The 26230-nt window shown below is 52.9% G+C and carries 20 protein-coding genes; 18 read left to right on the plus strand and 2 right to left on the minus strand.

Translation table 11 applies throughout. The features are described 5' to 3' along the window. Window positions 1-147 precede the first annotated feature (147 nt). Window positions 148-2058, minus strand: a complete 1911-nt coding sequence (locus NSS79_RS13855; RefSeq protein ID WP_342439774.1) for an NFACT RNA binding domain-containing protein — start codon at window positions 2056-2058, stop codon at window positions 148-150. 192 nt (window positions 2059-2250) lie between these two features. On the opposite strand from NSS79_RS13855, the gene NSS79_RS13860 reads away from it, so the two are divergent. From NSS79_RS13860 to NSS79_RS13880, 5 genes are all read left to right on the plus strand, one after another. After that, a complete protein-coding gene (locus NSS79_RS13860) occupies window positions 2251-5067 on the plus strand; it encodes a calcium-translocating P-type ATPase, SERCA-type (protein ID WP_342439775.1) in 2817 nt (938 codons plus the stop codon). Between the two features lie 140 nt (window positions 5068-5207). After that, window positions 5208-6044: a diaminopimelate epimerase gene (gene dapF, locus NSS79_RS13865; protein WP_342439776.1), complete on the plus strand. Its 837-nt coding sequence runs from the start codon at window positions 5208-5210 to the stop codon at window positions 6042-6044. Between the two features lie 193 nt (window positions 6045-6237). Then, window positions 6238-7890, plus strand: coding sequence for a spore germination protein (locus NSS79_RS13870; protein ID WP_342439777.1), 1653 nt, complete (start codon window positions 6238-6240; stop codon window positions 7888-7890). Then, a complete protein-coding gene (locus tag NSS79_RS13875; protein ID WP_342439778.1) occupies window positions 7880-9091 on the plus strand; it encodes a Ger(x)C family spore germination protein in 1212 nt (403 codons plus the stop codon). Before NSS79_RS13870 ends, NSS79_RS13875 begins: the two co-directional genes overlap by 11 nt. Before the next feature lie 19 nt (window positions 9092-9110). Next, window positions 9111-10214, plus strand: a complete 1104-nt coding sequence (locus NSS79_RS13880; protein ID WP_342439779.1) for a GerAB/ArcD/ProY family transporter — start codon at window positions 9111-9113, stop codon at window positions 10212-10214. Here the strand turns inward: NSS79_RS13880 and NSS79_RS13885 are convergent. Beyond that, on the minus strand, window positions 10187-10444 hold the full coding sequence (locus NSS79_RS13885; protein ID WP_340898794.1) for a hypothetical protein: 258 nt from the start codon (window positions 10442-10444) through the stop codon (window positions 10187-10189). The genes NSS79_RS13880 and NSS79_RS13885 overlap by 28 nt on opposite strands. 384 nt (window positions 10445-10828) lie before the next feature. On the opposite strand from NSS79_RS13885, the gene NSS79_RS13890 reads away from it, so the two are divergent. From NSS79_RS13890 to pknB, 13 genes are all read left to right on the plus strand, one after another. Continuing rightward, entirely contained in the window at window positions 10829-12703 is a 1875-nt protein-coding gene (locus NSS79_RS13890; RefSeq protein ID WP_342439780.1) for a bifunctional homocysteine S-methyltransferase/methylenetetrahydrofolate reductase, read from the plus strand. 38 nt (window positions 12704-12741) lie between these two features. Continuing rightward, window positions 12742-13638, plus strand: coding sequence for a YicC/YloC family endoribonuclease (locus NSS79_RS13895; RefSeq protein ID WP_342439781.1), 897 nt, complete (start codon window positions 12742-12744; stop codon window positions 13636-13638). 51 nt (window positions 13639-13689) lie between these two features. Beyond that, window positions 13690-13950: a DUF370 domain-containing protein gene (locus NSS79_RS13900; protein WP_006209218.1), complete on the plus strand. Its 261-nt coding sequence runs from the start codon at window positions 13690-13692 to the stop codon at window positions 13948-13950. Between the two features lie 18 nt (window positions 13951-13968). Next, entirely contained in the window at window positions 13969-14538 is a 570-nt protein-coding gene (gene gmk, locus NSS79_RS13905) for a guanylate kinase (RefSeq protein WP_038590557.1), read from the plus strand. 54 nt (window positions 14539-14592) lie between these two features. Further along, window positions 14593-14793, plus strand: a complete 201-nt coding sequence (gene rpoZ / locus NSS79_RS13910; protein ID WP_038590559.1) for a DNA-directed RNA polymerase subunit omega — start codon at window positions 14593-14595, stop codon at window positions 14791-14793. Between the two features lie 338 nt (window positions 14794-15131). Next, window positions 15132-16367 (plus strand): bifunctional phosphopantothenoylcysteine decarboxylase/phosphopantothenate--cysteine ligase CoaBC, encoded by a 1236-nt coding sequence (coaBC, locus tag NSS79_RS13915; RefSeq protein ID WP_342439782.1) that lies wholly within the window; start codon window positions 15132-15134, stop codon window positions 16365-16367. After that, window positions 16367-18898 carry a primosomal protein N' gene (priA, locus tag NSS79_RS13920; protein WP_076111298.1) on the plus strand — a complete coding sequence of 844 codons (2532 nt, stop codon included), beginning with the start codon at window positions 16367-16369 and terminating at the stop codon, window positions 18896-18898. Before coaBC ends, priA begins: the two co-directional genes overlap by 1 nt. A 111-nt stretch (window positions 18899-19009) precedes the next feature. Next, complete coding sequence (gene def, locus NSS79_RS13925; protein WP_076111299.1) at window positions 19010-19495, plus strand: peptide deformylase; 486 nt, start codon at window positions 19010-19012, stop codon at window positions 19493-19495. 5 nt (window positions 19496-19500) lie between these two features. Further along, a complete protein-coding gene (fmt, locus tag NSS79_RS13930) occupies window positions 19501-20439 on the plus strand; it encodes a methionyl-tRNA formyltransferase (protein WP_076111300.1) in 939 nt (312 codons plus the stop codon). Further along, on the plus strand, window positions 20436-21920 hold the full coding sequence (rsmB, locus tag NSS79_RS13935) for a 16S rRNA (cytosine(967)-C(5))-methyltransferase RsmB (protein WP_076111301.1): 1485 nt from the start codon (window positions 20436-20438) through the stop codon (window positions 21918-21920). The genes fmt and rsmB overlap by 4 nt, the downstream gene beginning before the upstream one ends. Before the next feature lie 179 nt (window positions 21921-22099). Continuing rightward, the gene (gene rlmN, locus NSS79_RS13940) at window positions 22100-23140 is read left to right on the plus strand and encodes a 23S rRNA (adenine(2503)-C(2))-methyltransferase RlmN (RefSeq protein ID WP_218642525.1); all 1041 of its coding nucleotides are present in this window, start codon (window positions 22100-22102) and stop codon (window positions 23138-23140) included. Between the two features lie 6 nt (window positions 23141-23146). Beyond that, a complete protein-coding gene (locus NSS79_RS13945) occupies window positions 23147-23923 on the plus strand; it encodes a Stp1/IreP family PP2C-type Ser/Thr phosphatase (RefSeq protein WP_076111303.1) in 777 nt (258 codons plus the stop codon). Continuing rightward, complete coding sequence (gene pknB, locus NSS79_RS13950) at window positions 23920-26160, plus strand: Stk1 family PASTA domain-containing Ser/Thr kinase (RefSeq protein WP_342439783.1); 2241 nt, start codon at window positions 23920-23922, stop codon at window positions 26158-26160. The genes NSS79_RS13945 and pknB overlap by 4 nt, the downstream gene beginning before the upstream one ends. Window positions 26161-26230: the final 70 nt, after the last annotated feature.

A 26230-nucleotide genomic window follows, 5' to 3' on the forward strand; every position in this document is an offset into this window, starting at 1 on the left:
ACAATAGCTGAAAGTAATAGTTATGAACATTGACGATTTGAAACACCGGAAAAGTTAAAGAACCTCCAAGCCCGAGACGATGTTTCGTCAGGCTTGGAGGTTCTTTGGTCTGTCCAGATATTTGAAATAACGAAGAAGGGCCCGGAGCTAGCTTCTCAAAGCATTCGGCAGACTTTTGATCCGCGCCTCATCCGGTGTGACAAACAGTGTCTTCTGGTGATCGTAAATGACAAAGCCGGGCTTTGCACCGCTTGGCTTGCGGACATGGCGGATCAGGGTGCAATCCACTGGCACGCTGCTTGACTGCTTGGCCTGACTGAAGTAGGCGGCAAGCTGAGCCGCTTCCTCCAGGGTGGCATCACCGAATTCCTCGCTGCGGATCACGACATGCGAGCCGGGGATATCTTTTGTGTGCAGCCAAGTGTCATTGGCAGAAGCCAGCCGGTTCGTGACGTATTCGTTCTGCAGGTTGTTTTTGCCGACATAGATGTCCACGCCCTCGGAGGAGGTAAACACCTGTAAGGTAGGACGGGTGGTTTTCTTCTTCTTTTTTCCCTTTTTGCTGCGGTCGCGCATGTAACCCTGGCTGACAAGCTCATCGCGGATTTCCTCAATATCATTGAGCGAGGCGTGGGCCAGCTGCTGCAGCAGTGTTTCCATGTAAGCAATCTCTTCATGGGTTTTGATCAGCTGCTCACCGATGATCCGCAGGCTGTTCTTGTATTTGTTGTATTTCTTGAAGTAACGCTGCGCGTTGTCCGAAGGCGTCAGCAGCGGATCAAGCGGAATGGTCGTCTCCGCCTGGTTCTCATCGTAATAGTTCACCAGCCGGGCTTCCTTGTCGCCCTTGGACACGGCATACAGTGACGCAAACAGCAACTCGCCCCAAATCCGGTAACGGTCGGCATCTTCCGCTTCTTCCAGGTCTTTCTGGAGATTGGCGAGTTTTTTAATATTTTTGCTCCGCTCATTGCCCAGGAAGCGAATCAGATCGCTGACGCGCTGCTTTACGGTATCCCGCTCCGCTTTATCCCCGTAATAGTCTTCCATGCAAGCGCTGATCGAGCTGTAATGCTTCAAGCTTTCATCCGGCAATGCCAGCGGAATTGCCGAGAAAACGGGTTTGCCTTTGGCATTCGTCCCTATAACCGGTGAAAACCGGAATTCCCGTACCGGAGCCAGCACCTGATTAAAGGCCTCCCACAACAGGAGCGGATTCCCGCTGCTGTCGTCAGAAGCATCATCCTGCTGATCGCGTCCGGGCTCCGCGGCTTCGGAACCGCCGGCGCTGCGCTGCCGCACAATTTCTCCGGCAATCAGCGGACTCATACCGCTGAAGGCATGCACCATCCATCCGATTGGATCGGCTGTTGGCGATGGACCGCCTGAACCATCCGCTTTGGGTTCTTCCAGAGACCGCAGCAGGTCCGCAATCTCGCCCTCAATGATTTCCGCGGGCTCCTCCTCCAGGGTGCCTGCCAGCAGTGCTGCTTCTTCTGCCGAGGAGAACAAAGTAACAAAATCCTCTTTGCCGATCTCCAGCGGATTCAGCTTGTGCTGCTGCGGCGGTTCCAGGTAGGCGATGCCGGGCATGACATTCCGGTAGCTGCTGATTGATGGGGTTACGTGATGAATACCGTCGATGATCGTGCCCGTGGAGAGATCGGTCAGAATGATATTGCTGTGCCGTCCCATGAGCTCAATAATAATTTTTTTGGCCGAAACGTCTCCCAGCTCATCCCGTGTCCTGATGTTTATATGAATGATGCGTTCCATGCCGACCTGGGTGATGCTCTCAATCGTGCCGCCTTCGCAGTGCTTGCGCATCAGCATGCAGAACATCGGTGCTTCTGCAGGGTTAACCGTGTTCCGGTCCGTCAGATGCAGTCGCGGGTAGGTTGGATTGGCCGACAGCAGCAGCTTGCCTCCGCCGCCTGCGCCGCGCAGGATGAAGATAAGGTCGTGAGCGTTTGGTTGATATATTTTGCCGACGCGTGCACCGATGAAAGGCCCAAGCTCATGCACGATCGCTCTTGTAACGATGCCGTCTAATGCCATGATAATGTTCTCCTGTCGCATAATAATGAATTTCTCTTCTCTATGATGCCATACTTTAACACATTCACGCAAAAGGAGAAGCTGCGAAGCTGTGATATTTTGGGACGACCATGAATAGACTTTGTCATGAACAGGTGGAAAAGCTGTGCGCCGCCGGAAGTCAAGAAACGACCGGGAGGGGAAAGAATAGTCATGGAACAAAAAAGTTGGCACCGGTTCGGTGCGGAGGAACTGCAGAGGATGCTGAACATTCATCCTGGAGTAGGCCTAAGCGGAGAGGAGGCGGAGGAGAGACGCAAAGAGAGCGGGTATAACGAGCTTTCGGAGGGGAAGACAATTTCTCCGATCACCTTGCTGCTGAATCAGTTTAAGGATTTTATGGTGCTTGTGCTGATGGGAGCGACGCTGGTATCCGGACTTTTGGGTGAATATCTGGATGCAATTACGATCATCGCTATTATTTTACTCAACGGAGTTCTGGGTTTTGTCCAGGAATTCCGTGCTGAGCGTTCACTCCGCGCACTCAAACAGCTCTCGGCACCTTCTGCCAAAGTGCTGCGGGGCGGAAAGCAGGAAGTTATACCGGCAAAAATGCTGGTGCCCGGCGACATCGTTCTGCTGGAAAGCGGCGACCGGATTCCAGCTGACGTCCGCTGGCTGGAGTGCAGCGCACTTTATGCCGAGGAATCTGCACTGACCGGTGAATCGCTGCCCGTCTCCAAGCACGCGGAACCGATTCATGCCGAGGAGATTCCCTTGGGGGACCAGAAAAATATCGGCTTCATGGGGACGATGGTAACACGGGGCACAGGTAAGGCGGTTGTAGTCCGTACAGGCATGGATACCGAGATGGGCAAAATTGCCGATCTGATCCAGAACACTGAATCACAGGAAACGCCGCTGCAGCACCGCCTAGAGCAGCTTGGAAAGATCCTGATCTACGTTTCGCTCGGTCTGACCATTGTCGTCGTCGTTGCTGGCATTCTACACGGTCAGCCCGCTACAGCGATGTTCCTGGCAGGCGTCAGTCTTGCAGTTGCAGCCATTCCGGAAGGTCTGCCGGCGATTGTCACCATCGCGCTCGCACTTGGCGTGCAGCGGATGATCAAACGCAAAGCGATCGTCCGCAAGCTTCCTTCGGTGGAGACTCTCGGATGCGCCTCCGTAATCTGCTCTGACAAGACAGGTACTCTGACCCAGAACAAGATGACGGTAACGCGGCTGTGGACCGGAGGACGAAGTCTGGACGTGACGGGCGAAGGTTATGCTCCCAGCGGACAAGTGATGGAGAAGGGGCGAGCTGTTGATCTCAAGCATGATCAAAGCCTGCGGCGCATGCTTCAGGTCGGGGCTTTATGCAGCAATGCCGAAATTGTTGAGTCTCTGTCCAGTGACAGCCGCGGGAAACGCAAGGGAAAGGATAAGGGTGAAACGGACAAGGCGGCAGACACCCAGTCGGTATGGGAGCTCAAGGGTGATCCTACCGAAGGCGCATTAGTCGCTTTATCCGCGAAGATGGGGCTCACTGCCCAGTCGCTTGCTGTAACGTATGCCAGAGAGAAGGAGTTTCCTTTCGATTCTGAGCGCAAGCTGATGTCTGTGATCGTGGGGCATCCCGGCGGACGTATGATCTGCACCAAGGGAGCGCCGGATGTGCTGCTGAGCAACTGCGCCTATATGCTGTGGGAAGGCGGGGTTGTCCCTTGTACGCCGACTTTGCGCCAGAAGGTGCTGGAAGCGAACGAGGAGATGGCTTCCGGAGCGTTGCGTGTACTAGGGATGGCGTACCGAGAGCTGCGATCAGGCGAAGCAGCAGACAGTGAAAAAGAAGCGGAATCCCAGCTGATATTTATCGGACTGGCCGGAATGATCGATCCTCCGCGCCGTGAAGTGCGCGACGCGATCAGCATTACCCGGCGGGCAGGAATCAAGACGGTGATGATTACCGGTGACCACGGAACTACCGCCGAAGCCATTGCCCATCAGCTTGGCATTCTGCAGCGGGGTGGGACCGTTCTGACCGGCTCCCAGCTAACGCGGATGACTGATGATGAGCTGGATAAGGTGTCAGACTCTGTATATGTATACGCCCGCGTCTCCCCTGAGCATAAGCTGCGGATCGTCAAATCTCTGCAGCGGCGGGGCCATGTTGTAGCTATGACCGGAGATGGCGTGAATGATGCTCCGGCGATTAAAGCGGCGGACATCGGGATTTCCATGGGCATCACCGGCACCGATGTCACTAAAGAAGCTTCAGCACTTGTTCTCGGAGATGATAATTTCTCTACGATCGTGGCAGCCATAGAAGAAGGCCGGAATATTTACGAGAATATCCGCAAATTTATCCGTTACCTGCTGGCTTCCAATGTCGGAGAGATCCTGACCATGTTCTTCGCTATGATGCTGGGGCTGCCGCTGCCGCTCGTGCCAATCCAGATTCTCTGGGTCAATCTGGTCACCGACGGACTGCCTGCGATGGCACTGGGCGTGGATCAGCCGGAGAAGGATCTGATGGAGCACAAGCCGCGCGGAGCGAAGGAGAATATTTTTGCCCGCCGCCTGGGCTGGAAAATCATCAGCCGGGGCCTGCTGATCGGTCTGTGCACCCTGGGCGCCTTCTGGTTGACGCTGCGTATTGATCCAGGCAGCCCGCAGCAGCTTATCCGCGCACAGTCGGTTGCTTTTGCCACACTGGTTATGGCTCAGCTTATTCATGTATTCGACTGCCGCAGTTCCCGTTCGGTGTTCCACCGCAATCCTTTCCAGAATAAATATCTGGTGCTCGCCGTGTTGTCCTCCGTTGTGCTCATGCTGGCTGTTATGTATCTGCCGCCGCTGCAACCGGTATTTAAGACCGTACCGCTTAGCTTCCGCGAATGGTGCCTGGTGCTGGTCACCGCCGGTATCCCTACCTTCCTGATGGGAGCGGGCAGCGTGTGGGGCGGCAAGAAGAACCGCAGCCGCAGCGGAGGCCGGACGATGATAAAAAGTACAAAAATTTCAGCATAAAGTCAATAGCTTAAGACCACTCCTTAAGGTATGCTAGTCTCACAGAAGCCTAAACATCGCGTAAGCTTCCGAAGCAAGTTTTGTACGATGCTTGTTCGGAAGATGTGAATGCTAACAAACTTTTAGGAGTGGGATTTTTAATGGAATTTACAAAAATGCACGGACTTGGAAATGATTTTATTATCGTATTCGGTGAGCAGGAGCTGCCGGGCAATGCTTCCGAGCTTGCAGTTACGTTGTGCAACCGGTTCTTCGGCATCGGAGCCGACGGTCTTGTCTACATTCTTCCGTCAGAGCGCGGAGACTATATGATGCGCATTATGAATTCGGACGGCTCAGAAGCGGAGCAATGCGGAAATGCAATCCGCTGCGTCTCCAAATATGTATATGAGCAGGGTCTCGTCAGCTCGGAGCAGATTGTGATTGAAACCATCGGCGCCGGTGAACAAAAGGTATCCCTGCAAGTGAAGAACGGCGTGGTGGAGACGGTTACGGTCGATATGGGAGAACCTGTATTGTCGGGCCCGCAGATTCCGGTAGCGATAGATGCCGAGCCTGTGCTGGACCAGCCCATCGAGGCAGACGGAACAGAATTCAAGTTCACGGCCGTATCCATGGGCAATCCGCACTGTGTAATCTATGTGGAGGACGCCGTGTCGTTTGATCTTGCGACCTGGGGGCCAAAGCTTGAGGTGCACCCGCTTTTCCCGAGAAAAGTGAATGTAGAATTCGCGACAGTGCTAAACCGCAGCCATGTCGATATGCGTGTCTGGGAACGCGGCGCCGGACCGACACTGGCCTGCGGTACCGGAGCCTGCGCAACGCTGATCTCATCGGTACTGAATGGCCATACAGACCGCTCGGCCACGATCAGCCTGAAGGGCGGCGATCTGTTTATCGAGTGGAATGAGAATGACAACCATGTCTATATGACCGGACCTGCCCAGGTTGTATATACCGGCTCGGTAGAAGTTTAATCCTGCAGGGATTTCGGTATCCAAACTGAATAAGGTGTGCATTACAAAAGGATGACCTCAAGCTGCCCGCTTGCAGGTCATCCTTTTTGCAAATATAAGCATTGATATGCTTGTTCCAGAATGGCATCCTATCCGAATAATGGCAGAGTTAACCGTGAATAATAAGAAGTAATACGAGAGAGGGGGGAGCCGGGTGAACTCGAAGCGATATCTTGCAAGAAACGGGGCAAAGGATGCCCGCGAGCAGCGTCTGGGCAGCGGCGGTCCAAAACTGTCAGAAAATCTTGGCCAGAGTATAGAGAACATACAGAGAGAGCTTGGTAACAGCCCTGATCTCAAAGTCCGCCAGATCCAAATTGGTGGAGTCCACCCTGTTCAAGCCGCGGCTGTTCATCTGAGCGGGCTCGCAGATACCGTCGCAGTCAATGAATTTGTGGTGGGGTCACTGCTCGATAATACCGCAGGGCTTACGGATGGCATGGACGAAGCTGACAGAGGGGTGGACTTGCCAGCACGGATCCTAAGCTCTGCCCTGGAAATAGGTGAAGCGGATTTCAAAGAGGAATGGAACGATATCATGCTGGCCGTGCTTTCCGGAGATACGGCGATTCTGGTGGAAGGTTACACATCAGCTATTGTGTGTGATACCAGAGGCGGCGAACAGCGCTCTGTCAGCGAGCCGTCTTCGCAGCTCGTTGTCCGCGGGCCTAAAGATGGCTTCGTAGAGTCCGTGGGCACCAATATTGCGCTGATCCGCCGGAGAATCAAGTCCCCCAAGCTGAGGCTGGAGTATATGAAAATCGGCTCGGAAACCCAAACCCATGTGGCTATCATGTATATGAAGGAAATCGCCGGTGAAGATTTGGTGCAGGAGGTCAGAGACCGCCTGCATAAGATCGCCATTGATGAGGTGCTGGAGTCCGGATTCCTGGAGGAGCTGATTCAGGACAAGACCTTTACGCCCTTTCCGACAATATATAATTCTGAACGGCCCGATGTGGCAGCAGGTAATCTGCTGGAAGGCAGAGTTGTAGTGATCGTGGACGGTACACCCTTTGTGCTGATTCTGCCGGCGGTGTTTACTCAATTTTTTCAGTCGGCGGAGGATTATTCCCAACGGTTCGATATTGCAATACTGATGCGGATCGTACGTTATATGAGCTTTGCTGTTTTGCTTCTCGGTCCTTCCATCTATATTGCTTTGACCACTTATCATTATGAGATGATTCCGACAACCCTGCTGATCAATCTGCTGGCCCAGCGGGAAAATGTACCTTTTCCGGCTTTTGTAGAGGCTATGCTGATGGAGAGCGCATTTGAAATTCTGCGTGAAGCGGGCGTGCGGATGCCACGTGTTATCGGACAGACGGTCTCGGTCGTCGGTGCGCTGATTCTTGGCTCGGCAGTTGTGGAAGCTGGAATTATTACCCCGATTATGGTTATTGTCATTGCATTAACAGGGATTGCGAGCTTCGCCATTCCTGCTTACAACATGGCGATTGCCGGACGGATTATCCGCTTCGGCTTTCTGCTGCTGGCCGCCATGTTCGGCTTCTATGGCATTACCCTTGGTTTAATTGTGCTGGTAGCACATATGAACAGTCTGCGTTCCTTCGGCATTCCCTATTTGTCGCCGTTTGTTCCGCTCTCTATAAAAGGGCAGAAAGATACGATTCTGCGGTTGCCCTTGTGGCTGATGAGACCAAGCAAATCCCCACAGCAGATGCGGGCGGAACTGCCGGACTACATGAGAGTCACGACAGGCCATGATTCTGAACTCGCACCTCTGATCCTTAAGGATTACGATGCTATGCCGGTCGATGAAGGAGGGCGAAATGAAGATTAAGCCTTCCTGTCTGATCTTATTGTCCATTCTGCAGATTATGCTGCCGCTTGTTCTCACCGGCTGCTGGGACAGTGTCGAGCTGAACAGGAGGGCTATCGTCTCCGGCGTGGCCATTGACAGAGGTCCCACGGAGAAAGAGAAGTATCGGCTGTCCTTCCAGGTGATTGTCTCGGAGGAAATCTCCGGAGAGAATACCCGGAGTACTTCACCGGTGTCTTTGTATACAGGCAGCGGCCGCACGATGTTTGAGGCACTGGCCAACGCTTCGCGGCAAACTGCGAGATTTCTGTCGCTTGCCCATGTCCGGGTGCTTGTCATCTCGGAGGCGTTTGCCCGTGAGGGAATTAAGGACATGCTGGATGTGCTGGAACGGGAGAGTGATACGCGGCTCACCAGCCTGATGTTCATTTCCAGAGGCCAGCCGGCGAGCGACCTAATGTCAACGATGACTGTGTTCAGCAAAATCCCCGCCAATGATCTGGTAGAAAAGCTGGAGACCACCTCAAAGCAGTTCGGTTACAACTTTAGGGTGGAGGTGGATGATGTCGTCAGGGGGATTCAGACCGTAGGCGGAGGTCCGATTATTAACGGGGTGTTTACCACAGGGGATAGGAATTCCGCAGACACCAACGATAATATGAAGACGATTGCTCCGAGTGCGATTCTGAGAGTGTCTGGTATGGCGGCGTTTAGGGATGATAAGCTGAAGGGTTGGCTGGATGGCAACGCTGCGCTCGGTACCGTACTTTTGCATAACAAAATTAAAGAGGTGCCTGTAATAGTAAAGAGCCCGGCAGGCGGCTATATTTCCTTCAATGTATATAAATCCCAGGTTCATCTGGAGGTTCAGGCGAAGGATCCGGAGCATCCTGTAATTACTATTAAAATCACCCAGCAGGCCGCGCTTAAGGAATCGGCTAACGTGCTTAATCTTACCTCTCCCAAGGTATTGGAAGAGCTTTCGGGCCGGCTGACCGATGAGACGAGAAAACAGATTGAGGCAGCGGTATCGGCTGCCAGGGGGCTAAAGAGCGATTATCTCGGCTTCGGAGAGGCAGTAGAACGGAGAAATCCGCGCGGCTGGAAAAAGATCAGAGATCACTGGGAGGATGTATTTGCGCATTGTGAGGTCAGAATCGAGGCGGATGCTGTGATCAGGCATACGGATATGAGGAGCAATTCTTTTCAGGTCAATAAGTAATGCGAAATAAAGGGGGGGTATGATGGGAACCATCAAAATTGGTCTAACCCAGTTTTTCAGCTTGACCTTGCTGTTTGAGCTGGGGACGGCACTTGTCGTTAATTTGGGAATGGAGGCGGGGAGGGATGCCTGGCTCTCAATACTGGTCGGCTGTCTGGCAGGGATTGTCGTGTTTGCGGGCTACGCTTATCTGTACCGGAAACACCCGGAGCTGTCTTTTACAGCTTATACCCGGAAACTGCTGGGCAAAACGCTGGGAATACCGGTTGCGGTGTTGTACATCATTTTATATCTCAACCTGGCAGCGCGGGATTTGCGTGACGGCAGCACGATGCTGGCCATGGCGACCATGCATAAAACCCCGATGTTCATTCTCAGCAGTCTGATGATTTTATCAGGAGCCTATGTCCTGCATAAAGGGATAGAGGTGCTGACCAGAACTTCGGTTGTTTTTGCCAGTATCGTCCTGATCATCGGTGTGTTCAGTACAATTATGCTGGTATTGTCAGGCTCGATAAACCTGCACCGCCTGCTTCCCATGCTGGAGGACGGGATCAAACCGGTACTGGTCTCAGTCGCACACCAGAACTTTATGTTTCCTTTTGGCGAAATGATCAGTTTTACAATGCTGATGCCCTACTTGTCCAATGTAAAAAAAGGCCCATGGATTATTGCCGCAGCCATGCTGGTATCCGCGCTGCTGCTGAGCTTTACCATGGCGCTTAATATATCGGTGCTGGGTGCAGATATCGTTCGGCGCTCGCCGCTACCGCTGATGCCGACGATCAGCAAAATTTCCATTTCTGATTTTATTCAGCGGGTTGATATTTTTGTGGTTATGGTGCTGATTATCGGCGTGTTTTTCAAAATGTCCGTGTTTTTTGCCGCCGCCTTGATTGGAATATCCGAGCTGTTCGGTATCCCTTACCGGAAAATGATCTATCCTTGCGCGCTGATTATCCTGTTCACCTCCATCCTGGACGCCCGCAGCTTTATCGAACATCTGGATGAAGGCGGAAGGCTGCTGTATATGGTATATCCTCTGTTTATAGTGGTTATCCCAGCCATTCTGATTATAATCACGGCGTTGAAGAGTTATTTCTCGGCCCCCCGCCCGGGCTGACTGCCGCGAACCCAATAGATTAGGTCTGGAACCAGCAGACACAGCAGCATGATTGCCGCAGCCAGCTTCTCTGAGGCGGAATAGAGCAGGTAGTTCAGGATATATCTGATGTTACCCATCCCATAGCCGAACAGCCAGTCGCCAAAATATAAGTAAAGCAAGGAAAGTGTGGATAACAACAGGATTACAGCGTATTTGCGCAGCAGCAGCCTTCTTGTTTTTTTTTTCAAGGTACTTCCTCCTTAATATAAGAATAAAGCTATATAGATTGAACATAAAACCTAGAGATAAGGGAAAGGAGCAACGGAGGGGAATTTTGGAACTGGAGGAGCGGTAGTGTCCGCCTTTGTCTTCGGATTTCTACCGCTAATAGCGGTATTGATCAAGAAATCTGAAGACAACAGCGGCCGGAAGTCCAAATATTCACCGTAGTTGCGAATGATCCTGTACTCTAAAACCATAAGTTCAATCTATATAGTATGAATCATTTCTTTCCTTGCCATGCAAAGGCAGTGATGGAGCGGTTAGGCTTTTGGGCTTTGAATGCTTATCATCCAACCCGATTTATGTTACATTAGTATGAAACTAATGACAGTTTAGGGGAGGTTCTTGCGGTGAAGCCGGATTTGCGCTCTGCGTGGAATACGAATGTTTTGGTCGGGGACGGAGCCATGGGAACCTTTTTATATCAAAAAGGGTTTCCTGTCGGCATCTCCTACGAGGAATTGAATCTGACCTCTCCGGGGGTCATTGAAGACGTGCATCGCAGCTATATTGAAGCTGGAGCCGTGCTGCTGGAGAGCAATACGTTTTCTGCCAATTATGACAGGCTGTCCAAATACGGATTGGAAGCAAAGGTTGGGGAAATCAACCGTGCAGGTGTGCGGATTGCCCGGCAAGCTGCCGGCGAAGCAGGATATGTAGTCGGAGCGGTAGGCTCCATTCGTGCCGGCAAACGGGCAAATCTTTCTTCGTCTGAGCTGAAGCGTTATTTCACGGAGCAGATCACCGCACTGCTGGAAGAGCAGCCGGACGGCATTATGCTGGAAACCTTCTACGATGTGGAAGAGCTGCATTTGGCACTGCGGACAGTGCGGAAGCTCAGCGGGCTTCCGGTCATTTGCCAGCTTGCTGTAGATGAAACGGCGCGAACGCTGGATGGATTGACATTGCCGGAAGCCTTCCGCATTTTGGAACAGGACGGAGCAGATGTGATCGGCTTCAATTGCCGGACCGGTCCCAACGGCATCAAGCGTGCGTTGAAGACGCTTCAGGGCAGTCTGACACTTCCGGCGTCGGTATATCCCAATGCCGGAGTAGCGGATTATGTGGACGGGCAGTACCGCTATGGCGCCACACCGGATTATTTCGGCCAAATGGCTACTGTGTTTGCCGGGCTGGGCAGCCGGATCATCGGCGGCTGCTGCGGGACTACTCCGCAGCATATCGCCGAAATCTCGGCGGCACTGCGTGATTATGCTCCACAGCCGTTGCCAGAACCGACTCAGAAGAAGAGCACGGAGCGGATTGTGGTGCAGGAACATCTCGGCGAGGATGAAGGCCGCAGCGGCGGCGAACCGACACTTGTCGATCTGGTCAAGGAGCGCCACACCGTTATTGTAGAGCTTGACCCTCCCCGTGACCTGGACATCGCCAAGTTTATGAGAGGTGCAGATGCGCTGCGCAGAGCAGGTGCAGATGCGCTGACCCTTGCGGATAATTCACTCGCCGTAACTCGGATGAGCAACATGGCTCTCGGGCATCTGGTTCAGGCCCACACAGGACTCCGGCCACTGGTGCACGTGGCCTGCCGTGACCGGAATCTGATCGGAACCCAGTCACATCTCATGGGTTTTGATGCGCTTGGCATCGACCATGTGCTGGCGGTGACCGGAGATCCGGCCCGTTTCGGGGATCTGCCGGGATCCAGCTCGATCTATGATCTTACTTCCTTTGAGATCATCCGGATGATTAAGCAATTGAACGACGGGATCGCTTTCTCCGGCAAGCCGCTGAAGCAGAAGGCGAAATTTGTGATCGGAGCCGCATTTAATCCCAATGTCAAACATTTGGACAAGGCGGTGGAGCGGCTGGAGAAGAAGATCGCTTCCGGCGCGGATTATATTATGACCCAGCCGGTGTATGATCCTGAGCTGATCGCCCGTATCGCCAAAGCGACCGAGCATCTGGATATTCCGATATTCCTCGGGATCATGCCACTGGCAAGCGGCCGCAATGCAGAATACCTGCATAACGAGGTTCCCGGTATTCAGCTCTCCGCAGAGGTGCGCAGCCGGATGCAGGGTCTTGAAGGAGAGGTTGGCCGGGCTGAAGGCGTGGCCATCGCCAAAGAGCTGCTGGACGCGGCGACAGAGCATTTTAACGGCATCTATCTGATGACGCCATTCATGTTCTACGAGATGAGCGTCCAGCTGCTGGAGTACATTTGGAAGAAACAAGGGCGCAAATTGTCCCCCTTGTTTCGCTAGTAATAATCAATTACAATAGTGTAATGGATGTGATTCCGTTGTCATTTAGCATGACCGGATACGGTCAATCATCCCTGCAATTCGGCGGTTACAAGATTACGTTCGAAGTCAAATCGGTGAATAACCGTTACTGCGAAGTTGTGCTGCGGATGCCCCGGGATTGGACGGGTTATGAGGATATGCTGCGAAGAAAGGTTCTGCATCATATCAAACGGGGACGGGTAGATGTCGTCATTAATAGAGAAATCACTGAAGAGACAGCCTCTGTTCAGATGCTGAACCGCCCGGCGGTCAAGTCCTATCTGAAAGCCGCGGAAGCGCTGAAGGACGAGTTCGGATTTACGGGCGAGTTGACTTTACGTGATATACTTTCTATGCCCGGTGTAATGGAGCTCAAGGAGGAGGCAGCCGCCACAGGATTTGCATCCTTTGAAGAGTACTCCGGGATGCTTGAACTGGGGCTGGAGCAAAGCCTTCAATCCCTGCTGGAAATGCGCGCCCGGGAAGGCGGTTATCTTGCCGCTGACCTAACGCGCCGGCTAGGGCATCTGGAGGAGCTGCACGCTGAAATGGCCGCACTTGCTCCTGCAGTAGTAGTTGAATACCGTGATAAGCTGCGGTTGCGGCTGAACGCGCTGAATGACGGGACTTTCCCTTTTGAGGAGCATAAATTCGGAATGGAAATTGCTACCTTTGCCGACCGCTGTAACATTGATGAGGAGCTTACCCGGCTGTACAGTCATTTTGAACAATGCAGAGCTTTGCTGAAGGGAAGCGAGCCGGCAGGACGCAAACTGGACTTTCTCATTCAGGAGATGAACAGGGAGACGAATACAATCGGGTCGAAATGCAACCATCTGACTCTAGTGAACCTCACGCTTGATATGAAAGCTGAGCTGGAGAAGATACGCGAGCAAGCAGCGAACTTAGAATAACAGGTAGTTCAATCAAGCAAAGATGTAACTTATGGGGGGAACAACCGGAACATGGCAATCAAATTAATCAACATCGGCTTTGGAAATATCGTATCGGCCAACCGCATTATTTCCATTGTCAGCCCGGAATCTGCACCAATTAAACGTATTATCCAGGAGGCCAGAGACCGGCATATGCTGATCGATGCGACCTACGGCCGCCGGACGCGGGCCGTCATTATTACAGACAGCGATCATGTCATTCTGTCGGCTGTTCAGCCGGAGACTGTGGCACACCGCTTATCCAGCAAAGATGACGATAACGACGAATAACAACAAATGGAGTGTACTATGTCAAAAGGATTGCTGATCATATTGTCCGGCCCTTCCGGCGTTGGTAAAGGTACCGTCTGTACCGCGCTGCGGCCGAAGATGCCCGAGCTTATCTATTCCGTTTCCGCCACCACACGCAGTCCGCGTGAGGGTGAGGAGAACGGCGTCAATTATTTTTTCAAGAGCAGAGAGCAGTTCACGGCAATGATAGAAGCGGACCAGCTGCTGGAGTATGCGGAGTACGTAGGCAATTATTACGGTACTCCGCGTGATTTTGTGGAGAGAACACTCGAGAGCGGAAGAGATATTATTCTGGAGATCGAGGTTCAGGGAGCTCTCAAAGTCAAAGACAAATTCCCGGAAGGCATCTTTGTGTTCCTTCTTCCTCCTTCCATGGACGAATTGAAGGACCGCATCCGCGGTCGCGGTACGGAGCATCCTGATGTGATTAACCACCGCATGTCCGTAGCAGAAGATGAGATTGGACTGATCCGGCATTATGACTATGCCGTAGTGAATGATGAGATTGATCTGGCCTGTAAGCGAATAGAAAGCATTATTATCGCCGAACATTGTAAGGTAAGATGATATGCACAGCAAGATTGATCGTATTTAACAGTAAAAGATGAAGAGGTGTCTTACGTGCTATATCCATCTATTGATGAAATGATGACCAAGGTCGACAGCAAGTATTCGCTGGTTGTCGCAGCTGCCCGCCGGGCAAGAGCTCTCCGTGAAGGCGGCAAGACTGATATCAAGTCGCCGAGATCCCACAAGTTTGTTGGCGTTGCCCTGGAAGAAATTTATGAAGACCGCATCATTGTAACACGCGGCGAAGAATAGTCCGGATAGCTTGCCATGCCTACTGTAGAAACGGACACCGCCTTTGTATAAGGCGGCGCTACCGTTTCTTCTTAGGTTAAGGGGCTGACAGCGCATGAACCTAGTGACCCATAGCCCGTACCGGGCTGTTCCTGACAACCGGAAGGTTGTTATTTTTTTAAGAGATAAGGCTAGAGGATTTACGCTATATTATCCTTATATTATTGCAGAAACGGATGCCGTCTCGAGATAGCCGACGCAGCCGTTTCTTCTTGCCCGAAATATTAGAATTTCAAGTTTTCTTCATTTTATATCCGAACTATAGAGCTTTGGCGCAGGAAAGGAACAGGGGGGAGATCATGTTGAACAACATCAAGGGTAAAACGATTATTCTTGGCATTACAGGGGGAATTGCTGCATACAAGGCAGCGGATTTGACCAGCAAGCTTACACAAAGAGGAGCCGAAGTCCATGTCATTATGACAGCCTCGGCTAAACAGTTCATTACTGAGCTGACACTGCAGTCACTCTCGAAGCAGCGGGTATACAGCGATACCTTCCAGGAACGCGACCCGTCATCGATATCGCATATTGACCTCGCCGATGCCGCCGACCTTGTCCTGATTGCACCGGCTACGGCCAATATCATCGCCAAAATGGCGCATGGCCTTGCCGATGATATGTTGTCCACCACACTGCTGGCCGCGACCGCTCCGATTATGGTTGCACCGGCAATGAACGTCCATATGTACCAGCATCCGGCGGTAATCAGCAATATGAATACTCTTGCCGGGCGTGGTGTGCAGTTTATTGAACCGGGTGAAGGGCTGCTGGCCTGCGGTTATGTAGGCAAAGGCAGGCTTGAGGAGCCGGCGACGATTGTGAGCTGTGTGGATGCGTTCTTCGCTCTTCAGAACAGCGCTGCATCCGGTCCGCTGGCTGGTAAAAAAGTTATTGTGACGGCTGGAGGTACGGTGGAGCGGATTGATCCGGTGCGTTATATCTCCAATGACTCCTCAGGCAAAATGGGCTTTGCCCTGGCCCGTGCTGCGCGGGCTATGGGTGCGGAGGTAACCTTGATTGCTGCGCGTACGGATGAGAAGCCCCCGCAGGACCCGGACATCAAAGTGGTACGGGTAGAGTCGGCCCAGGAGATGTATGAGGCGGTTGCCGGCCGGTGGAAGGCATGCGATATTCTGATCAAGGCCGCTGCTGTAGCAGATTACCGTCCTAAGCAGAGTGCCCCATCCAAGATCAAAAAAAGCGGAGAAACAATGACGCTTGAACTGGTTAAGACAACCGACATCCTGGAGAGTCTGGGGAAAATGAAGGACAAGCAGTTCCTGATCGGATTTGCCGCCGAGACAGGAAACGCCGAAGCCTTCGCGAAGGACAAGCTGGTCCGCAAAAATTTGGACCTTATTGTGGCTAACGATGTGGCTGCGGAAGGGGCCGGATTTGGCACGGATACCAATATTGTCTCTATTTATGGGGCCGAAGGCCTTGTGCTGGATCTTCCCCTGGTAAGTAAAGATGAAGTGGCGCGCCGCTTGCTGGGACTCGCAGCAGAGCGTATCGCTGGAGCTGCTTTATAATGGATATAGCCAAGGTCATTGTCGATGTTCCCGTGCGCAGCACTGACCGGCCATTTGATTATTTGATTCCCGCTGACCTGAAACTGTGGATTGAAGTGGGCAGCAGAGTGGCTGTTCCTTTTGGTCACCGGACTGTACAGGGTTTTGTAGTCTCACTGGAATCGGGAGAGACCGGCTCGGGCCCTACCCTTAAGCCCATCCAAGAAGTGCTTGATCTGCTCCCGCCTTTGTCGCCAGAGCTTGTAGAACTTGGGGACTGGATGAGTCAAAGATATGCCTGCAGACGGATCTCCGCTTTGCAGGCTATGCTTCCGACTGCCCTTAAGGGCAAAGCCGAGCGTCTGATCTCCCTCGGAGAAGCGGCAGAGGAAGCAGGGAGCCCTGAGGATGAACTGTTTCCGCTGTTTCTGGATACGGACCAGGAGGAGCAGCAGATCACCGATTTTGTCAGACGTGCCGGGGAGGTCTCCATGAAACAATTGACCCGGACGTTTCCAGATGCGGCGGAGACAGTGAAGTTCATGCTGCGGCGGGGAGTGCTGTCCGAGAGCCAGTCGATTAAGGATAAAATGGGCAAAAAGAAGCTGAAGGCCGTAGATTTGGCGATAGGCGTTGCCGCAGCCCGCGAATCACTGGGCAGCTTCCCGGCACGTTCAGCACGGCAGAAGGAAGTGCTGTCCTTCCTGATCGACATGGAGCCGATGCTACCCATGCCGATGAAGGATCTTTTGTCGGTGCTGCAGGTTACAGCCGGTACCGTGAAGTCGCTGGAAGACAAGGGCTTCATTGAGATCAGCGAAATTGAAGTGTACCGTGATCCCTACCGGGGACGCGATTTCAAACCGAGCACTCCGCTGCCACTGACAGACGAACAGGAATCCGTATATAAACGGATTGTCCGGACGGTGGATGAGCAGCGGCATGAAGTGTTTTTGCTGCACGGGGTAACCGGGAGCGGAAAGACGGAAATTTACCTGCAGTGCATCCAGCGGGTAGTGGATCAGGGCAGGCAGGCGGTGGTGCTGGTTCCCGAGATCGCGCTCACTCCGCAGATGGTTGAGCGGTTTAAGGGCCGGTTCGGAAGCGGAGTGGCGGTGATGCACAGCCGCTTGTCTGTCGGAGAAAGGTACGACGAATGGCGCAAAATCCGTGAGGGCAAAGCGGCAGTTGCCGTCGGAGCACGTTCAGCGGTATTCGCGCCATTCGCCAATCTTGGACTGATTATTATGGACGAGGAGCATGAAGGCTCCTATAAGCAGGAGGAGAATCCGAAGTATCATGCCCGCGATGTGGCTGTCCGCAGGGCAGAGCAGGGAGGGGCTGCAGTAATTCTTGGCTCAGCCACTCCTTCTTTGGAGAGCTATCATGCTTCCCGGGCACAAAGCGATATTCACTTCTCTCCAGTTCTGCTAGAGATGCCGAGCCGTGCGCTTGGCAATGAACTGCCGAAGGTGCATGTGGTAGACATGCGCGATGAACTCAAGGAAGGCAACCGCTCCATGTTCAGCCGCAGGCTGCACGCTGCGCTTGAGAGCAGGCTGGAACGCGGGGAGCAGACAGTGCTGCTGCTGAACCGCAGAGGGTTTTCCACCTTCGTGATGTGCCGGAGCTGCGGTTATGTCGCGGGCTGTCCGGAATGCGACATCTCACTGACCTATCATGCCCGCAGCGACAATTTGCGCTGCCATTACTGTGGCCATGCGGAACCTTCGCCGAAGGTATGCCCTGAATGCGGAAGTGAGCATATCCGCTTCTTCGGGACAGGCACACAGCGGGTGGAAGAAGAATTAGGCAAACTTTTTCCCGGCATCCGCGTAATCCGGATGGATGTGGATACAACGACGGAAAAGGGCTCGCATGAGAAGCTGCTGAACCAGTTTAGGGACAAAAAGGCGGATGTGCTGCTCGGAACGCAGATGGTGGCGAAGGGGCTGGATTTCCCCGATGTTACACTTGTCGGAGTTATTACGGCGGATTCCGCGCTCAACTTGCCCGATTTCCGCGCGGCGGAGAAGACGTTTCAACTGCTTACCCAGGTGGCTGGGCGGGCGGGGCGGCATCAGCTACCCGGTGAAGTTGTGGTCCAGTCCTATACCCCCGAGCATTATTCGATTATCCATGCCAGCGGCCATGATTACAGCTCCTTTGTCCGTGAAGAGTTGAAGCACCGCAAAGAATTGCATTATCCTCCCTATTGCCGGCTGATTCTCGTGACCCTGTCACATGAACAGCTGCCGCTGCTGCTGCGTCTGGCCGAGAATTATGCGCTGAACCTTCAGGGCAAAGCGAGACAGCTCCGCTGGTACGGCAGCTTGGATAAGCTGTCCACGGACGCGCTTGATCTGTTGGGACCGGTGGCTTCACCGTTGCCCCGCCTGAAGGGCAGATACAGATTCCAGTGCATCATTAAATGGCGGGGAGCCATAGATGCGATTGGGCTGGCCAAGCAGGTGGCTGAAGAGCTGGAGGATTCGGTCCGTGACACAGGACTGCAGGTCAGCATCGACGTTGATCCGCAGATGTTGATGTAACCGGAAGACATGTTACAATGGGTAAGGAAATATTGCCTCTAGGCATGATTTGGTTTATTAATTCGTTTTACTAACTATAGAAATGTTCAGAACAAGGAAGGTGTTTTGGTAATGGCAATCAGGCTGATCGTGAAAGAACCGGATGAAGTGCTGCACAAGACAGCGAAAACAGTAACGAAAGTAACACCCAATGTCCAGAAGCTGCTGGACGATATGGCGGACACGATGTATGACGCTGAAGGCGTTGGCCTGGCGGCACCGCAGGTGGGTATCCTGAAACGGCTGATCGTAGTGGATGCCGATGAGGAGCATGGTTTGATCAAATTGATCAACCCGGAAATACTCAGTATGGAAGGCGAACAATTTGGACCTGAGGGATGTTTGAGTATTCCCGGGCTAAATGGCGATGTGCGCCGCGCGGAGACTGTTACGGTGCGTGGCCTTGACCGTGAAGGCAAGGAAGTGACGATTACGGGAAGCGGTCTGCTGGCCCGTGCTTTTCAGCATGAAATCGATCATCTCAACGGAGTAGTGTTCACGGATATTGCCGAGAAGGTATATGAATATACAGCTGAACGCAGTGAAGCCGAGGAGTGAATGAAATGAAAATAGTGTTCATGGGAACGCCGGCTTTTGCGGTGCCCTCCCTGCAGATGCTGGTGGAGGAAGGTTACGAAGTTGTGGCCGTTGTCACCCAGCCTGACCGGCCGCAAGGCCGCAAGAAGACACTTGTACCAACTCCGGTGAAGGAGGCGGCGCTGTCTCTGGGGCTGCCAGTCCTGCAGCCAGAACGGCTGCGCCGGCCGGAAGCCGTAGCGGAGCTGGCTGCCTATAAGCCGGATTTGATTGTTACTGCGGCATACGGTCAAATTCTGCCCAAATCGGTGCTGGAGCTGCCCGTGAATGGCTGTGTCAATGTTCATGGCTCGCTGCTGCCGAAATACCGCGGTGGAGCGCCGATTCAGCGCTGTATTATCAACGGTGAGCAGGTCACCGGAGTCACGCTGATGTACATGGCGGAAGGGCTGGATACCGGGGATATGATATCGCGGGTTGAGGTTCCCATCGGAGATGAAGATACTTCAGGGGTATTGTTTGAGAAGCTGAGTCTTGCCGGACGGGATCTGCTGAAGGCAGAAATGCCGCGATTGGCTACCGGTCGCCTTCAGGCTACGCGCCAAGACGACAGTGAAGCCACCTATGCGCCGAATCTCAGCCGGGAAGACGAGCGGATTGACTGGAATGCCGGATCGCGCGAAATTTATAACCGCATTCGGGGACTGGTCCCGTTCTCCGGGGCGTTTACGCTCTGGAACGGTGAAACGTTCAAGGTGTGGGCGGCAGCAAAGCCTGACGGGAACAGCACGGGTGGAACGTCTGCGCCAGGCACGGTATTAGCTGTTAACGAGCGGGGCGTTGAGGTGAAGACCGGCGACGGAGTTGTGCTGTTGACCTCAGTGCAGCCTGCTGGCAAAAAAGCGATGAGCGCTGGCGACTTTAGCCGTGGCGCGGCCATGAAGCCCGGGACGGTGCTCGGTTGAGCGCGGGCGGCCACAATGGCGCAGGACGAAGTGGACAGGCCCCCTCTTCAAGAGGGGGGAATACGGGGACTGGCGCAAAAGGGGCAACTGCCAAACCAAACCGCAAGGGCGCTGCTGGCGGCAAATCGTCGGCAGATTCTGCCCGTGAGGTAGCTCTCGATGTTCTCGTCCGGGTCGAACAGCAGGGAGCTTACAGTAACCTGCTGCTCAACAGCAGCCTGCAGAAATCAGGGCTTAGCCGGGAAGATACAGGACTTGTCACAGAGCTTGTATACGGCAGCATCTCTAGGATGTTAACGCTGGATTATGTACTGGGAGATTTCGTGACCAAGGGAATCGCCAAGCTGCAGCCTTGGGTGCGTAATCTGCTGCGCCTGAGTCTGTATCAAATCATGTATCTCGACCGGATTCCATCACATGCAGCCGTAAATGAGGCTGTGAATATAGCCAAGAAGCGTGGGCACCAAGGGATTTCGGGAATGGTCAACGGGGTTCTCCGCAGCGTGCTGAGGGCCGGTGATCTGCCTGTACTAAAAGAAGGACTCAGCGGGGAGGAGCGGATTTCCATTCTCCATTCGCATCCGCTCTGGATGGTGCGGCGCTGGGCGGCTGAATATGGTATGGAAACGGCTGAAGCCATGTGTGCGGCCAATAATGAACCCCCTTCGGTCAGCGTGCGTGTGAACACAACGATGATCAGCAGGGACAATCTGCTGGCACAGATGCAGCAAGCGGGAATGGAAGCCTCTGTGTCAAGAGTAAGCCCGTACGGGATTGTTGTAAAAGGTGGAGGTAATCTGGCATTAACCTCCTGGTACAGTGATGGATACATCTCGATCCAGGATGAGAGCTCTATGCTGGTGGCTGAAGCTGTTGATCCTAAGCCGGGAATGAACGTGCTTGATTGCTGCGCTGCCCCGGGCGGCAAAAGCGCGCATATGGCTGAGCTGATGAAAGACGAAGGCAGCATCTATGCCAATGATCTGCATGAACATAAGGCAAAGCTGATTGCAGATCAGGCGCTGCGGCTGGGCCTGGAGTCCATAACAACAGGCAGCCGCGATGCACTTGAGCTTGAGGATACGCTTGAGCCGGAATCCTTTGACCGCATCCTGCTGGATGCCCCGTGCTCCGGCCTTGGCGTAATCCGCCGCAAGCCGGACCTGAAGTGGCGCAAGCAGCCGGAGGATGTCGCCAGTGTTGCCGTCCTGCAGGGCGAGCTGCTGCAATCGGTTGCCAGACTGCTGAAACCCGGCGGCGTGCTGGTTTACAGCACCTGCACGACAGAGCAGGCGGAGAACAGCGGCATTGTCGCTGATTTTCTAAAGAATAATCCCGGGTTTGCACCTGTGACTTTCAGCTCCCCTGTATGGGAGCGTCTTGAAGAAACTGCAGTTGCCGCAGGAGAGGGCATACAGCTCCTGCCGCAGCATTTTGGAAGCGATGGGTTCTATATTGCCCGGCTGGAACGACTCTCGTAAAATAGTAAATCGGCAAGGGATTTACAGTTGTCCCGCCCGCAGGGTATTGTGCGTGGCGGGCTTTCTTTTACCGTCTCTGAAATTTGTGTTAAAATAGGAAGAATGAGAAATAATACGCATATCCTAAGCGTATAATCAATACATTTTTATACTTCATGAAAGAACAGGTGCTGAATATAATGAAACCTTTAATATATGATTTTTCTTTGGAAGAGTTGCAGCAGTGGGCGAAAGATAACGGTGAGCCCGCTTTTCGCGGCGGGCAAATCTTCGACTGGCTGTATGTAAAGCGTGTAAGCGATTTTGAATCCATGAGCAATTTGTCCAAGGCGCTGCGCATGAAGCTGAATGATCAGTTCAGCATCATTGCCCTTACCGAGATTACGAAGCTGGAGTCCAAGGACGGTACAGTAAAATTCCTGTTCGGTCTGCATGACGATCATGCGATCGAGACAGTTATTATGAAACATAACTATGGCAATAGCGTGTGTGTAACGACACAGGTAGGCTGCCGGATCGGCTGCACCTTCTGTGCTTCCACACTTGGCGGGCTGAAACGCGATTTGACCGCAGGCGAGATTGTTGCCCAGGTCGTCCGTTCACAGCAAATTCTTGATGCGCGCGGCGAGCGTGTCAGCAGCATTGTAATTATGGGTACAGGCGAGCCCTTTGAGAACTATGACGCAACGATGAGATTCCTGCGTCTTATGATCCATGAAAAAGGCCTGAATATTGGCCAGCGCCATATTACCGTTTCTACCAGCGGAATTGTACCGAACATTTACAAATTCGCTGAGGAAGATACACAAATCAATCTGGCCATTTCCATTCATGCGCCAAATGATGCCCTGCGCTCCAAGCTGATGCCGGTAAACCGCCGCTATCCGTTTGACGACGTGATTGAATCTTTGCGTTACTACCAGGCCAAGACTGGGCGTCGCATCAGCTTCGAGTACGCACTGATCGGCGGAGTAAACGACCAGCCAGAGCATGCGAAGGAATTGGCGGGGGTGCTCAAAACAATGCTGTGCCACGTCAACCTGATTCCGGTTAACCACGTGCCGGAGCGCAAGTATGTAAGAACTTCACGTAACGATATCTTTGAATTTCAGCGTATTTTGGCCGATCAGGGTGTGAATGTTACCATCCGCCGTGAGCAGGGCCATGATATTGCGGCCGCATGCGGACAGCTGCGCGCCAAACATATGGAGTTGGGGTGAGGATATTTGATCAGAACAGTTCATGCCAGCGACATTGGCCGGGTACGTACCGTCAATGAGGATTCGGTCTGGATCGGCGCGACGCGCCACGGTTATACTCTCGGTATTATCGCCGATGGAATGGGCGGACATTTGGCTGGCGACACCGCAAGCCGGCTCGCCTTGGAGACGATGAGGAATGCCCTTGAAGGGTTACAGCCTGATCTTTCAGAGGAAGAGCTGCGGGAAGCGCTGGCTGCCGCAATTACAGAAGCCAATGGTATCGTCCACAGCGAGGCTTCGCGCGACGAGAAGTACCATAATATGGGAACTACAGTCGTTTCTGTTCTACTGAAGGGGTCAGCGGGATATATTGGCCATATAGGGGACAGCAGGGCTTATCTGGTTAAGGACGGTGCAGCTACGCAATTAACCGAGGATCACACGCTGGTCAATGAGCTGTTCAAGAACGGCCAGATCAGCCTGGAGGAGCTCGACAACCATCCGCGCCGCAACGTGCTGACAAGAGCACTGGGGACGGATCCCGAGGTCCATGCTGATCTGGCTCCTGTCAATCTGGCTATGGGGGAACTTCTGCTGCTATGCAGCGACGGCCTGAGTAATTTTGTCAGCCTGGAGCATATGGGTAAGGTTGCTGGAATACAAGAAATACCGTTAGAGGAAAGAGCGGATCGGTTGCTTCAGCTGGCATTGCTTGCTGGGGGCGGCGATAATATCAGCCTCGCTATGCTAGAACATCAAGGAGAGGCCGCTGTGCCCGAAACAAAGGAGTGGAATAGATGATCGGTCACGAATTGGGCGGCCGTTACCAAGTCATCGAACGGATCGGTGGAGGCGGTATGGCGCTCGTCTACAGAGCGCATGACATATTGCTCAACCGGAACGTCGCCATTAAAGTGCTGCGCAATCAATTTGTGCATGATGAGGAATTTATCCGCCGGTTTAGGCGGGAGGCGCAATCAGCCGCATCTTTATCACATCCGAATGTGGTCAGTATATATGATGTGGGGCAAGAAGACGAAGTTCATTATATTGTTATGGAATATATAGAAGGCAAAAACCTGAATGAGATCATTAAGGAACGGGCTCCGCTACAGGTAGATGAATCGGTGCGTATCGCTTCACAGATTTGCGATGCGCTCGACCATGCCCACCAGAACCAGATCATTCACCGCGATATTAAACCTCATAACATTCTGATCGGCCGCAATGGACGGGTTAAAGTAACGGACTTCGGGATTGCCCGTGCTGTTACTTCCACTACAATCACCCAGACGGGTTCAGTTGTAGGTTCAGTGCACTATTTCTCCCCGGAGCATGCCAAGGGTGTGACCACTGGAGAGAAATCTGACCTCTATTCTTTGGGGATTGTGCTCTATCAGATGCTGACGGGCGTGCTGCCGTTTCTGGGCGAAAGTCCGATCAGTGTTGCGCTGAAGCATCTGCAGGAGGAATTTGAGGAGCCACGTCTGCTCAATCCGCTGATTCCGCAGAGTGTGGAGAATGTAATCCTGAGATCCATGCGCAAAAATCCGGAGGAACGTTATCAATCAGCCAAGCAGATGCTGCAGGATTTAGAGACATGCCTGCTGCCTGAGCGGCGCAGTGAAGCCAAATCCCTGTTCCACGATGACGGGGATGACGAGGACAGAACACGGATTATTCCGGCGATTAAGCCGCTCCAGCGGGGGCTTGGCAACCGCAGCGGCGGTGAAGACCGGATGCAAATGCAGCGGGAAGAGGACGCAATCATTCCTTCCAACCCGGGTAAGCGGAGATGGGGCCGCCCAGCTTTATGGATTAGTCTTACACTTGTAATCTTGCTCGCTATGGGCAGTGTTGTGTGGTATGTAAATGCCAAGCTGGTCGTTGACGAAGTGACAGTGCCGGATGTGGTTAACCAAACGCTTGAGAAAGCCACTTCCATGCTGGATGAGGCAGGACTCATTGCGGAACCGGTTATGCAGTACAACCCTGATTTCGCTGAGAATATCGTATGGGAACAGGGTAAAAAAGCTGAAACAATCGTCAAAGAAGGAACGCATGTCATCCTGTCGGTCAGTACAGAAAAGACGCCATCTAAAATGCTGGAATTGTCCACACAAACCTACGACGAAGCCGTTAAAGCACTGATTGCAGAGGGTGTCGAGGAAGAACGGATCACCCCGGTAGAAGAGCACAATGATAACATTCCTGAAGGACAGGTCATTCGTTCTGAACCGGCTGCGGGGAGTGATTATGATCCCGAGACGAGCTCTATTAAGCTTTATGTCAGTCAAGGCAAAGACACGGTTACTATGCCTGATCTTACCGGTTCAACCCAGAAGCAGGCAAAAGCGAAACTGGAGGAGCTGGGCCTTGTTCTTGATGAGGTCAAGGAAGATACCAGTTATTCCGTTGAAAAGGGACAGGTCATGAAGCAATGGCCTTATGAAGAGGGGGATACTGCTGCACCAGGCGACAAGGTCTCCATTTCCATAAGCAAAGGGTTTCCGCCGGAAGCTATTGATTATGTCTTTAAAGTGCCTGTAGCTCCGTCAAGTGACGGTAAGAAGACTCAAATCCGTATTGTTTTCTCTGATGCCACCAAAGATGGAGCCCAGCAGGAATGGGGAACCCGCACGATCGCGAAGAGTCAGGTCTTATCCGTACCTCTGGTCCTTGCCCCGAATAAAGACGGAGCAGTCTCGATCTACCAGAACGGAGATTATATAGAGGCTTTTGAGATCCGTTACTCGGATGCCAAAAACGGAACTGTGCAGGTGCCTGAGCCTGCAGCGACAGCGACACCTGTACCTACACCTGAGCCTACTCAGGCGCCAACTGAAAGTCCGCCTGAAGAGACAATTGAACCGGAGATTCTGTCTCCGCCTACCGGCGAAGGCGAAAACACGGGCGAAGCGGGTCAGAATCAGACCGGATATTTGCCGGATAACTCCAAAAATGCAAATGTACTGACGAATGACAGCGAAATAAAGGGTAAAAATAAAGAAAAAAACAAATCCAAAGAGAAAAGCTGAAGCTGAACCGGTGAATTTGACCAGGGAAGCTGCGGCAGCGAAATGACCCGGGGAGCTTCAAGCTTGGGTC

Source organism: Paenibacillus sp. FSL L8-0436, from assembly GCF_038593025.1.
Lineage (GTDB): Bacteria > Bacillota > Bacilli > Paenibacillales > Paenibacillaceae > Paenibacillus_AQ.